Origin of the sequence: Salinisphaera sp. SPP-AMP-43 (genome assembly GCF_049568105.1) — a bacterium.
Lineage (GTDB): Bacteria > Pseudomonadota > Gammaproteobacteria > Nevskiales > Salinisphaeraceae > Salinisphaera.
On record NZ_CP145335.1, the window covers coordinates 2,861,033 to 2,874,047 of the forward strand.

Consider the following 13,015-nt stretch of genomic DNA (forward strand, 5'->3'; position numbering starts at 1 on the left):
TGGCGCGGCACGCATCGTGTCATCGCCGCTTACGCATCGGGTTTGTCGGCCCTTCGCCTGGCCATGTCCAAGACGCCGGTCAAAAGCGCGGGCAAGAACGTCACGGTCGTGAACAGGGTGAACAACAGCCCGAACAACACGATCGCCCCCAGCCCGCGATACAGCTCGGTGCCGGCGCCCGGCAGAAACACCAGCGGCGCCAGGCCAAAGGTGGTGGTGATCGTGGTCATCAGAATCGGGCGCAGCCGGGTGGCCACTGCATCGTGGACCGCGGCAGCCGCGGCCATGCCGGCAGCCGCGTTAGCGCGGGCCTTTTCGACGATCAGAATCGGATTGTTGACCACCGTGCCGACCAAAATCAGAAAACCGAGCATCGAGATCAGATCGAACGGCGAGGCAATCGGCGGCAGGCCGACGAGCGGCAGCCAGCCGCCCACCGTATTGAGCAGCCACAGCCCAACGATACCGCCGGCGATGCCGAGTGGCACGGTGGTCAGAATCAGTAGCGGGTAGCCCCAGTGGGTAAAGATCGCCACCAACAGCAGATAGCAGATCAACAGTGCCACGAGATAATTGGCAAACAGCGCATCGCGGGTGACTTCTAGCTCGTCGGCGGCACCGGAAATACTCAGCTGCAGGCTGTCGGCGATCGCGCCCTGAGCGCTCAGGTGGTCGATGATATCGCGCTGAACCCGAGCTACGCCGGCCTCCAACGGCACGCTGGGCGGCGGGATGATGCGCAAGGTCACCGTGCGCCGGCTATCGAGCCGTCGGATGACGTCGGTATCGACCGTGGGCACCACATCGGCCATTGCCATCAGCGGCAGCACGCCGGCCGGCGTGGCCACTGGCAGCCCAGCAATGGCATCGACTGTGTCCGGCTTGCCGGCGACGTCGTAGAGATAGATATCGACCTTGTCATCGGCGAAGTAATACTCGTCGACATAGGCGCCGTCGGTCAGCGCGGCGACCGTGAAGCCGATGTCCGCAGGTGTCAGGCCCAACTCATCGACGCGGGCGAAATCCGGTTCGATACGCAACAGCGGCTGGGCGAGCGTGAGCGTCGACGGCTCGGCGCGCAGCTGTGGGTTGTCGAGCACCGCCTCGGCTCGGTCGTAGATCGCCGAGGCCGCGGCATAGATCGGCGCCAGCTCGCTGCCCGCGATATCGATATTGATCGCCCGGGTACCGCCGTCGTTGGAGGAGATGATCGAGCCTTTGGTCGCGAACGCTCGCATGCCGGGATAGCGTTCGAAGCGTTGGGTAAAAGCGCTCATCAGCGCCTCAATGTCGGCCGGATCGACCGGTTCGGCGATGATGCGCATTTCATCGGGCGCCACATCCATATTCAGATAGGCGATCGGCGGCACCGCCTCGTCGCCTGCCTGCATGTCGCCGTCGGCATCGGGCACATAACGCAGAAAATAACGGCGGATGTCATCCGAAATCTCGCCCATAACCTCGAGGTTATAGCCCGGCGGCGGCAGCATATAGGCGAACGTTTTGGCCTCCTCGCCCTCCGGCAGGTATTCGGCCGGCGGCGTGAGCGTGACCAACCCGAGCGTGAGCCCACCGGCGATCAATGTCATCGCGCCGTAGCGCCGCCTCCGGCGGGCGATGATCCAGCCGGTCAGCGCCAACAGACGGCTTGGCGGGCGAGTATTTCCGTGGTCGCTACGCCATGCCGTCGGCACGTGGCGCAGTAGGTGTTTCGCTGCGGTCGGCACCACCAGAATCGCGACTGCCATCGAAGTCAGAATCGCCGCCGATATGGCGATCGAGATATCCGAATACAGCTGGCCGGCCTTCTGCTGGATGAACAATACCGGCGCGAACACTAGGATCGTGGTCAATGTCGAGGCCGCCACCGCCGGCCATACTTCGGTCACGCCTTCGACCGCGGCCGCGAGCCGATCGCGTCCGGCCGCCCGTAGTCGGGCGATGTTTTCGAGTACGACGATGGCGTTGTCCAGGGTCATGCCGATGGCAAAGGCGATGCCGGCCAGCGAGATCACATTAATGGTGCGGCCGAACAGGGCCAGCCCGATGAACGCCGAGATCGCACAGATCGGTATCGCAGCCACGATGATCGCGGTGGCCGATAGCGAACGCAGGAACAAAAACACCACGACCGCGGCCAGCAGCGAGCCGATCGCCAGATTACGCCAGACCGAAGCAATGGAGTCGGCCACATAGACCACGTCGTCGGCCGAGCGCGTCAGCTGCATGCCGGCCGGAGCCAGTACCCGCGTGTTGAGCTCGGGTACGAGTTCGAGCATGGCCTGCTTGATCGCGATGACGTTCGAGCCCGGCTGACGCCGCACCATCAACCGTACGATCGGCTGGTCGTTGTAGTAGGCCAGCTCGCGGACCTCGGCATGATCGAGCGATATCTCGGCCACGTCGCCCAGGGTGGTCACGGTATCGCCGCGCCGATCCAGTACCACCGACGACAGTTCCGAGACCTCGGCGAAGCGCCCCACCGTGCGCACCAGATAGCGGCGTTTGCCGGCGTTCATATCGCCACCGGATACATCGTCGTTGCGCTGGCGAATCGCCTCGCGCACCGCAACCAGCGGAATATGGCGCGCCGCCAACCGGGCCGGATCGATTTGGATACGAATCTGGCGCTCGGCCCCGCCCGAAACCTCGACGTCGGCCACGCCGTCGACCTGTTCCATGCGATGCCGGACTTCGTCGTCGACGAAATCGCGCATGAACGCCATATCCAGCCCGGCCGGATTGCCGGCTACCGGCGCGACGTTGAAATACATAAAAGAGTTCTGGGAAAACGAAGCCGCTACGACTTCCGGTTCGTCCACTGCTTCGGGATAGCTGGGCACCTGCATGAGCGCGTTGGTCACGCGGATCAGGGCCTCGTTGAGATCGGCCGAGAACGGAAACTCCAGCTCGATCTGGGCTTCGCCGGTACGCGCAGTGGCGACCATCCGCTGCAGGCCGATGATATTGGCCAGATATTCTTCCTGCTCGATCAGGATTTCGTTTTCGATATCCTGGGGCGTCGCCCCCGGCCAGCTGGTGGTCACGGTAATGGTGCGCACCGCCAGATCGGGAATCATCTGTACCGGAATCCGGAACACCGCCAGAATCCCGAACAGGCAGATCAACAACACGATGATGGTGGTCAGCGTGCCGCGTTTGATAATGGCTTCGAACATGGCTCAGCGCCCTGCGTCGATCAGACCATTGGCGCCGACCATATCGAGCCCCGGCCCGGCCCGCGGCTCGGGCAGTCGGGCGCGCCGGTCGCGGCCATCGATATCGCGATCAACCATCGGCAGCCGTTCGACGACCTCGATCGCCTGGCCCTCGCGCAAGTCTTCGTTGCCGCGCACGATCACTGTATCCCCGGGTTCCAGGCCGCTGCGCACTTCGACCCGACCGGCCGCCGAGCGTCCGAGCGTGACCTGGCGCCGGGTCGCACGCGGCTGTCCTGCATCATCGATCCGGGCCGTCCAAACCCGAACCCCGCCGCCTGGCACGCGGGTCAGCGCATCGCGCGGTATCTGGACCACCGGCTGTGGGCTGGCCAGATCGAACACCCCGCGTATCGACATGCCGGGCGTGGCCCGCTGGTCGCTGTTGTCGATAATGCTGCGCACCAGAAAGCTGCGGGCGGTCGCGCTCACCGCCGGCACCACTACATCGACCGCTGCCGAAACCGGCCGCGCAGGCGCTACCTCGAACTCGATCCGGACCGGCGTGCCGGCTCGGATACGTCCGAAATATTGCTGCGGTGCCGTGATGTCGGCATGCAGCGTATCGGTAGCCACCAGCCCGAGCAGTACCGTATCTGCAGTTGCATACTCGCCGGGCTCGACATAGCGATCGCGGACCACGCCAGCAAACGGCGCGATCACGGCGTGTCGATCGATCACCTCGTGCTGACGCGCGATCGCCGCCGTCAGCCGGCGGACGACCGCGACCTGGGCGGCGGCCTCTGCCTCGCGCGCGGCCCGCTCGGTTTCGGCCACGGCATTGCTACCCGCCAGCCGTCGGGCCTCGTTAGCGAGTCGACGGGCTTCGGCAAGCCGGGCACGGGCCGCGGCCCGCTCGGCTGTCAACGTATTCAGGCTCAGCGATTCCAGCTCGCTGTCGAGCGTAATCAGGGTATCGCCGGCCGCGACCCGATCGCCGGCGTCGACGGCCACCTTGGCCACTAACCCAGCAATCCGGGGTGTGATCTCGGCATCGCGGGGCGAGGACAACGTGCCGTGCAGCAAGACACTCTGTCGCCAGGGGCGTTGCTCGGCTTCGGTCACGCCAACCGGCGTCGCAGCATCGACGGCCGTCGCCCAAATCAGGCTGGTCGCGATCGCCGCCAGCCAATGCATGGTGCGCCATCCTCGTGCCGATCGATCGCCGGTGGCTGCCATATCGTCGTCCTCCTGCCCCGGCCTCAGCCGTACCCGAAACATGCTCTCCCCGACGATAAGCGAAAGCGCCGACCGGCGCGCTGTCGTTCCGATCGCCGGTGCTCAGCGGCGATATCGACACGGCGGTTGGCTTGCACGCTAGAATCGCGGTTTATATTGCGCTCAATCGAGTCGAGAATGTCCGATATTCGCAACCCCGAACGCCCTGCCCGCACGCTAGAGCGACCGCCCGCGCCTCGACCGGGGCCGACCGCGATCGCCGGACTAGCAGCCGTGACGCTGCTCGTCATCCTATTCGTCTTCCAAGGCCTCCAGCTGGGCCTGTTATTCATCGTGGCGCTGGGCTTTGGCGTCGCCCTATATCACGCCCGCTTTGGTTTTACCTCGGCGTTTCGCCAACTCATGGCCGTCGGTCAAGGCGAGACCTTGCGTGCCCATATGCTGATGCTGGCCACCGCAAGCCTGTTGTTCGCACCGCTGCTGGCACTCGGCACGACCGCCTTCGGCGGGCCGCTGGCCGGCTATGTCTCGCCCGTGGGTCTGTCGGTCGCCTTCGGCGGTTTCATCTTCTGTATCGGCATGCAGCTCGGCGGCGCCTGTGCCTCCGGCTCGCTGTATACCGTCGGTTCCGGCCAAACCTCGATTCTGATCACGCTGGCGGGCTTTATCGTGGGTTCGGTCTGGGGCGCGCACGACTTCGGCTTTTGGCTGCAGCCGGACTTTGTTTGGACAACGGTCTCGCTGGCCGATACGCGCTGGGGCTATACCGGCGCGGTGGTCTTCCAGTTCATCATTATCGCGGCGATCGTCGCCGCGACCTTTGTAGTTGAAAAACGGCTCAATCCACCGCCGCGCGTCGGTCCGCCCAGCGAACACGGCCTGGTTCGGGTGTTGCGCGGGACCTGGCCACTATGGGCCGGCGCCTTAGTACTGGCGGTTCTCAATGCGATCACCCTGTGGCTGTCCGGTAAGCCCTGGGGTATCACCAGTGCGTTCGCACTCTGGGGTTCGCAGGCACTGAGCGCACTCGGCGTGGACGTCGGCAGCTGGTACTACTGGTCGGGCCCGCATGCCGGCGGCCTAGATACGCCGATCCTGGCCGATCGCACCAGCATCATGGATATCGGCATCATCTTCGGCGCGATGGCGGCTTCGGCCTGGGGTGGGACGTTCAAGATCGCGACCGATCTGCCCTGGCGAATCATCGTCGCGCGCCTGCTCGGCGGTATTCTGATGGGCTACGGCGCCCGTATCGCCTTCGGCTGCAACATCGGCGCCTACTTTGGCGGTATCGCTTCGTTCTCGCTGCATGGCTGGCTCTGGGGAGCCGTCGGCCTGGCCGGCACGCTAGTCGGCATCAAGCTGCGCCCATTGTTCGGCATGGGCGTGCCCAAACTGAGCGACAGCAGCTGTTAAACACAGGCCCGCCGGCCTGCGGTGGCCCACGCTTCGGGCCACCGCAGGCCGGCGGTGTTTGTCGCCCCTAGCCTGGGGACGAGTCTCGAACGGCACCGTGCTAACATCCGTTTAAATAATTGTTCTAATCGTTCGCGAGCCAACCGCTGCGTTCCCGATCCATGAGTACGACCCACTCGCGAAACAGCGACTTCAATCTGACCGATCGACTGGTTTCCGACATTTTTTCGGGGCGTTACAAGCCAGGCGATTTCATTCCCAAGGAAATGCAGATCTGCGAGGAGTTTGGTCTGAGCCGGACCGTAGTCCGCCGGCATCTGTCGCAGCTCGTCGATGGCGGCATCATCGAACGAATTTCCGGCTATGGCTCGCGGGTTCGCGAATACTCCGAATGGCATATCCTCGATCCGCTGGTCACTGAGTGGATGACGCGCTTTGCTGCGCCGAACGAAGAGATTCAACGCGAAGTCCTGTCGTTCCGGCTGAGCGTGGAACCCCATGTGGCGATGGCCGCGACCCGCCAGGCCAACGCCCATGATCTGGTCGCCATCGAAGAAGCCTTCAACGGCATGGCACGTACCCTCAACGACGCCAAGAACGGCGAACGCCGCCGTCTGGATAGCGAATCCGACGTGGCGTTCCATGTCGCGATCTTCCGGGCGACCCACAACATCGTTTGGTCCCAGCTGTCGCATATCCTGCGGCCGTCGATTCATTTGTTGGTCGTCGAATCCAACGTCAGCGCGAGCGATCCGGAAGACAGCCTCGAACGTCATCGCCGGCTCATGGAAGCGATTCGCATGCGCCAGGTCGATGAAGCCTTCTTTGCCGCCCATGCGATTCTGGAAGGCACAAGCCTTGCCCTGGGGCTCGAACATACCCAGCCGGATGTAATCCCGGCCCATCTGCGCGGCTGAGGGCCGATCGAGCGGGTTTGATTCCAGCCCTTCGGGCCGGCTCGTCGTCGCTTTCGGCCAGCATCGCCGCCCAAGCTCATAGCTGAGCCTCCGCTCCGACGGCCTGGTCGTCCGGCCAATCCGTGCCCGCTCTTGAGCCGGCATCGACTCGAGCCATGCCGGCACGGCCGTGATCGGCATGGCTCGCGCCTGCCCAGATCCCTGGCCGCAACTCTGGTCGGCTGAATAAGTCTGTATACGACAAAAGTTCATGTTGAACATATAAAGCCCATGTTTGACATTAACCCTGCCGGCCACCCGACGACTGCTCTGCCCCTGATATGGCCTTATCCGAGATGATTGGGGCCGCGGCTACGGCAGGCGGAACGGCCGAGTTTAAGTAAATGACAACGTTGTCAATTGGATGCGCCCGAATTCGGGGCGTCATTAAAAATAACTAAAGGAATCGGGCTGATCGCCGCGCAGGCGTTATACAACGCCGCCAATACAACCCGAGGCCGCTTAAGGCCAACCGCCGTGCGGCAAAGACTAGAACGAAACCAGCGAGCCGGCGAATGCCCAAGACCGGCCATTACGCCACGCCTGCGAGACAAGGAGGACAACCATGACCCGTGAGCCGATTACGCGCCGGGAGAAACTCGGCTTCGGTATGGGCGATGCCGCGAACAATATGTCGTTCGCGGCGGTCGTCATGTACCTGTCCTATTTCTATACCAATATCTACGGCATCTCGCCGGCGGCGGTCGGCACTATCTTCATCTCGATGCGAGTGATCGATGCGATCACCGACCCGATCATGGGCATGATCGCCGACCGCACCAGTACGCGCTGGGGGCGTTTCAGGCCTTATCTGCTCTGGTTTCCGCTACCCCTGACGGTCAGCTGCATTCTGATGTTCACCACGCCGGACTGGGGCAATACCGCCAAGGTCATCTATGCCGCAGCCACATACTCGGTGATGTCGTTGCTGTATACCGCGGTCAACATCCCCTACTGCTCGCTGGGCAGCGTAATTACCGACGACAACCAGGAACGCGTGTCCTGCCAGTCGTATCGGTTCGTGATGGTCGGCATTGTCTATATTTTTCTGACCACCTGCGTACTGCCGCTGACCCAGTTCTTTGGCGGCGGCGATGATGCTACGGGATTTCAGATCACCATGACCGGGGTGAGCGTGATCGCGCTCGGCATGTTCATGTTCTGTTTCGCCAATGTGCGCGAGCGGATCGTGCCGACCCAGGAACAACGGCGCTCGTTCAAGGCCTCGCTGGCCACAGTGGCTCGTAATCGTCAGTGGCTGATCATCTTAGCGATCACCTTCTTCGAAGCCCTGCAGTTTTTCGTCCGCCAGGGCGCGACCATCTACTACGCCCAGTACGTGATGGATTTGGGCACCACGCTGATTTCGGTATTCATGACCGCGGGCGTGGTCGCCAGCATTCTCGGCACCGCTACCTCCGGTTTTTACACCCAGAGTATGCAGAAGAAATGGGTGTTCTGCTACAGCTCGCTGCTGCTGGCGGCCGTGTCTGTTTTGTTATTCCTGGTTACTGGCACCAGCGCGCTGCTGATGGGTCTGTTGTTCTTCGTCATCAACTATCTGCATGGCATCGGCGCGCCGATTTCCTGGGCGATGATGTCCGACGCTGACGACTACGGCGAATGGCAGAGTGGCGAGAAGAACACCGGCACCACCATCGCCGGCAATCTGTTCTTTCTCAAGCTGGCGCTGGCGATCAGTGGCGGCCTGACCGGCTATCTGCTGTCGCTGGGCGGCTATGCCGCGGATGCAGCCCAGCAGAGCGATTCGGCGATCCTGGTGATCGTGCTGCTGCTTACGCTGATCCCGGCACTGGTCAACGTGCTGCTGGCCGCTGCGATCTGGGCTTTCAAGGTCGATGACCGCATGGTCGCGCGTATCCGTACCGAGATGAATACCGCTCCGGCCGATCGCGACGACAACGGCTACGGCGATCTCGCCTACGACAGCTCCGGGCGCTGAAGCCACCACTAATTAAAACAACCTAAAGAATTCGAGGAGTTTTGAGCATGCACGCCAAGGTCACGGCCCATCCGCGTTTTACCCGAGCGCGTATCGACGATCGCCTGTACGGCGCCTTCATCGAGCATCTCGGCCGCGCGGTTTATGGCGGGATCTACGAGCCCGATCACCCCAGCGCCAACGCCCACGGTTTCCGTACCGACGTGCTCGATCTGGTACGCGAGATCGGCGCACCGGTGGTGCGCTATCCCGGTGGCAATTTCGTGTCTGCCTACAACTGGGAAGACGGCATTGGCCCGGTCGAAGACCGCCCCACCCGGCTGGATCTGGCCTGGCATACCCGCGAGTCCAACGAGGTCGGCATCCACGAGTTCGCCGACTGGTGTGATGCCGCGAACATAGACATGATGCTGGCAGTCAATCTCGGCTCGCGGGGCATCGACGCGGCGCGCAATTTCGTCGAATACGTCAATCATCCCAGCGGCAGCTACTGGAGCGATGCCCGGATCGCCAACGGCCGGGCCGAGCCCTGGGACGTCAAACTCTGGTGCCTCGGCAACGAAATGGACGGGCCCTGGCAGATCGGCCACAAGACTGCCGAGGAATACGGCCATCTGGCCAATGAGACCGCCAAGGCGCTGCGGGCCTTCGATCCGTCCCTGGAGCTGGTGGCCTGTGGCTCGTCCAACGCCGAAATGCCGACTTATCCGGAGTGGGAGGCCACCGTGCTCGACCGCTGCTACGAGGCGGTCGACTACATCTCGCTGCATATGTACTTCACCAACTATGCCGACGATCTGCGCGACTACCTCGCTCTGTCGCAGAAGATGGATCGCTATATCGGCTCGATCGCCGGGGTAATCGACTACATCCAAGCCAAGAAACGCTCGCGCCACCAGGTCGCGATCTGCTTCGACGAATGGAACGTCTGGTACCACAGCACCGAACAGGACAAGCAGGTGCTACAAGGCAGCGACTGGCCGTTCGCCCCGCCGCTGCTCGAAGACGTCTACAACTTCGAAGACGCCCTGCTGATCGGCTGCGTACTGAATACGCTGATCCGCCGCGCCGACCGGGTCAAAATCGCCTGCATCGCCCAGCTGGTCAATGTGATTGCCCCGATTATGACCGAAACCGGGGGTGTCGCCTGGCGTCAGACCATCTTCTATCCCTATGCCTTCGCCGCTCGCCATGGCCGCGGCACCGTACTCGATATGGATGTGGACGTTGCCTGCTACGACACCGCCGGCGAAGCCAATGTGCCGATGCTCGATATCACTGGCGTACACGATACCGACGCCGGAACAGTCGCCTTGTTCATGATCAATCGATCGCCCGACGATGCCTTGTCGCTCGATATCGATCTACAGGGCTTCGGAACCGCACGGTTGATCGAACACCAAGTACTCCAGCACAGCGACCTCAAGGCCGCGAATACCGCGAGCCGGCCCAACGAAGTCGCCCCGGTCGAGGGCGAGAGCTTGGCATGCGAGCAGGCCCGGCTGAGCGGGCGTCTCGATCCGTTGAGCTACCACTGCGTGCGTATCCAGGTCGGCGCGACCACCGCAGCCTGAGTACTGCCTATGCCTGCCATCGGCGTCTGCGCAGACAGCCGGTGGCGGGCGATCCCACATACCGGCGACCGATTAAAACCAAAGTCTATGTTGAACATATAACAGACATGTCAGACATTGGTTGCCAGCTACAGGAGTTGAAATACATGAGCGACGGACAGAACAGTAATCCTAAGCGGCGATCCCAGGCCTGGTTCGGTGGCCACGACCGCGACGGTTTTCTGCACCGAAGCTGGATGAAAAACAGCGGCCTGCCGGACGATGCCTTCGACGGCCGTCCGGTGATCGGCATCTGCAACACGTTCTCCGAGTTCACGCCCTGCAACGCCCACTTTCGGGATCTGGTGGAGCACATCAAGCGCGGCATTCTGGATGCCGGCGGCACCCCGCTGGAGTTCCCGGTGTTTTCCTGCGGCGAGACGCTGCTACGCCCGACCGCCATGCTGTTCCGCAATCTCGCGGCCATGGATACCGAAGAAGCGATCCGTGCCAATCCGATGGACGGCGTAGTGCTGATGTGCGGCTGCGACAAAACCACCCCGTCGCTGATGATGGGTGCGGCCAGCTGTGATCTGCCAACCCTCGTGGTTTCGGGCGGGCCAATGCTCAATGGCCGCTTCAAGGGCCGCCAGCTTGGCTCGGGCACCGACGTCTGGAAGTTCTCCGAAGACGTCCGCGCCGGCAAGATGTCGATCGACGACTTCCTGGCGGCCGAGGCCGGCATGCATCGCTCGGCCGGCCACTGCATGACCATGGGCACCGCCTCGACTATGGCCTCGATGGCCGAGTCGCTGGGCATGGCCCTGCCCGGCAACGCGGCTTTTCCGGCGGTCGATGCCCACCGCAATCGCTTGGCGCGGATGTCGGGCCGGCGCATCGTCGACATGGTCGAACAGGACGTCAAACCGTCTCAGATCCTGACCCGCAAGGCATTCGAAAACGCGATCCGGGTCAACGGTGCGATCGGCGGTTCGACCAATGCCGTCATCCATCTACTGGCCCTGGCCCGCCGCGTGGGTATCGATCTCAATCTGTCCGACTGGGACAAACTCGGCCACGACGTGCCCTGCCTGGTCGACCTGATGCCGTCCGGGCGTTTCCTCATGGAGGATTTCTGCTACGCCGGCGGCCTACCGGCATTGATGAAACAGATCGAGGATCTGTTGCACACCGATGCGCTGACCGTGAACGGGCATACCGTCGGCGAGAACCTGGCCGAGGTTGAATGCTTCGACTTCGATGTCATTCGCAAGCGCGACAACCCGGTCAACGAACGCGGTGGTATTGCAGTGCTGGAAGGCAATCTCGCGCCGGACGGCGCGGTGCTGAAACCTTCGGCGGCCACAGCCGAACTGATGACCCACCGCGGCCGTGCTGTGGTCTTCGAGTCGATCGAAGACTTCAAGGCCCGGGTGGACGACCCTGATCTGGATATCGACGAGACCTGTGTGATGGTCCTCAAGGGCGCCGGCCCCAAGGGTTATCCGGGCATGGCCGAGGTCGGCAATATGCCGCTGCCGACCAAGATTCTCGAAAAAGGCGTCCGCGACATGGTCCGCATTTCCGATGCCCGCATGTCGGGTACGGCCTTCGGCACGGTGGTGCTGCATGTCTCGCCCGAATCGGCTGCCGGCGGCCCGCTCGCGCTGGTCGAGAACGGCGACATGATCGAGCTGGACGTCGATAGCCGGCGTCTGCATCTGGATATCGACGAGGCCGAACTGGCTGTCCGCCGCCAACGTTGGCAGGCACCGGCTCCGGCCATGGACAGCGGCTACCAGAAACTCTATTTCGACCATGTCCAGCAGGCCGATCTCGGGGCCGATCTGGATTTCCTGGCCGGTTGCCGGGGCGCGGCCATTCCACGGGAAAACCATTGATCGGCTTCGGATTCGCAATGGCGATACAGCGCCGACCGCGGTGCCAGGAGTCATATCCATGACTACCGCGGCCGTCTATCCGAGTCTGCACGACAAAACGGTATTCATCACCGGTGGCGGCAGCGGTATCGGCGCCGAGCTGACCCGTGCCTTCGCCCGCCAGAACGCCAATGTGCATTTCGTGGATATCGCAGACGAAGCCAGCTACGACCTGGTAGACGCCCTGCGCCAGGAGTCGGCCACCTACCGGGTAGCGTTTACGAACTGCGACATTCGCGATATCGACGCCTTGCAGCGCACGGTGCACAACGTCGAGGCCGAACACGGCGCCATCGGCGTGCTCATCAACAACGCCGCCAGCGACGATCGCCACGACTGGCGCGACATCAGCCCCGAATACTGGGACGAGCGCATGGCGATCAACCTGCGCCCGCAGTTCTTTACGATCCAGGCGGCAGCACCCGGTATGGCCAAAGCCGGCGGCGGCTCGATCATCAATTTCGGTTCGATCAGCTGGAAAGTCGCCCTCGGCGACATGCCGGGCTACACCACGGCCAAGGCGGGCGTGCACGGGCTGACGCGCACCATGGCCCGCGATCTCGGCGCCTCGAATATCCGGGTCAACACGGTCATTCCGGGGGCGATTTTGACCGAGCGCCAGCTCGACAAATGGATCGACGCCGAAGACGAAGCCCGTATCCAGGCCAACCAGTGTCTCAAACAGCGGCTGCTGCCCGAGCACGTCGCGCCCACCGTGCTGTTTCTCGGTGCCGACGACAGTGCCCAGTGCACAGCCCAGGAATATGTCATCGACGGCGGGTGGTGCTGA

The 13,015-nt window shown here is 62.9% G+C and carries 8 protein-coding genes; 6 read left to right on the top strand and 2 right to left on the bottom strand.

Annotation, left to right across the window (positions count from 1 at the left end; all coding sequences use genetic code 11):
* Nucleotides 1-29: 29 nt before the first annotated feature.
* Both V5738_RS12290 and V5738_RS12295 read right to left on the bottom strand, forming a co-directional pair.
* Nucleotides 30-3,179 carry an efflux RND transporter permease subunit gene (locus tag V5738_RS12290; protein WP_423821096.1) on the bottom strand — a complete coding sequence of 1,050 codons (3,150 nt, stop codon included), beginning with the start codon at nt 3,177-3,179 and terminating at the stop codon, nt 30-32.
* A gap of 3 nt (nt 3,180-3,182) precedes the next feature.
* Nucleotides 3,183-4,397 carry an efflux RND transporter periplasmic adaptor subunit gene (locus V5738_RS12295; protein ID WP_423821097.1) on the bottom strand — a complete coding sequence of 405 codons (1,215 nt, stop codon included), beginning with the start codon at nt 4,395-4,397 and terminating at the stop codon, nt 3,183-3,185.
* A gap of 177 nt (nt 4,398-4,574) precedes the next feature.
* Here V5738_RS12295 and V5738_RS12300 point away from each other — a divergent pair, with 177 nt between their 5' ends.
* The 6 genes from V5738_RS12300 (at nt 4,575) to V5738_RS12325 (ending at nt 13,015) form a co-directional block, all read left to right on the top strand.
* Nucleotides 4,575-5,813 (top strand): YeeE/YedE family protein, encoded by a 1,239-nt coding sequence (locus V5738_RS12300; protein WP_423821098.1) that lies wholly within the window; start codon nt 4,575-4,577, stop codon nt 5,811-5,813.
* A gap of 161 nt (nt 5,814-5,974) precedes the next feature.
* Nucleotides 5,975-6,730, top strand: coding sequence for a FadR/GntR family transcriptional regulator (locus V5738_RS12305; RefSeq protein ID WP_423821099.1), 756 nt, complete (start codon nt 5,975-5,977; stop codon nt 6,728-6,730).
* A gap of 604 nt (nt 6,731-7,334) precedes the next feature.
* The gene (locus V5738_RS12310) at nt 7,335-8,732 is read left to right on the top strand and encodes an MFS transporter (protein ID WP_423821100.1); all 1,398 of its coding nucleotides are present in this window, start codon (nt 7,335-7,337) and stop codon (nt 8,730-8,732) included.
* A gap of 47 nt (nt 8,733-8,779) precedes the next feature.
* Complete coding sequence (locus tag V5738_RS12315; protein WP_423821101.1) at nt 8,780-10,306, top strand: alpha-N-arabinofuranosidase; 1,527 nt, start codon at nt 8,780-8,782, stop codon at nt 10,304-10,306.
* A 146-nt stretch (nt 10,307-10,452) separates the two neighbouring features.
* Nucleotides 10,453-12,186, top strand: coding sequence for an L-arabinonate dehydratase (gene araD, locus V5738_RS12320; protein ID WP_423821102.1), 1,734 nt, complete (start codon nt 10,453-10,455; stop codon nt 12,184-12,186).
* A gap of 58 nt (nt 12,187-12,244) precedes the next feature.
* Nucleotides 12,245-13,015 carry an SDR family NAD(P)-dependent oxidoreductase gene (locus V5738_RS12325; protein WP_423821103.1) on the top strand — a complete coding sequence of 257 codons (771 nt, stop codon included), beginning with the start codon at nt 12,245-12,247 and terminating at the stop codon, nt 13,013-13,015.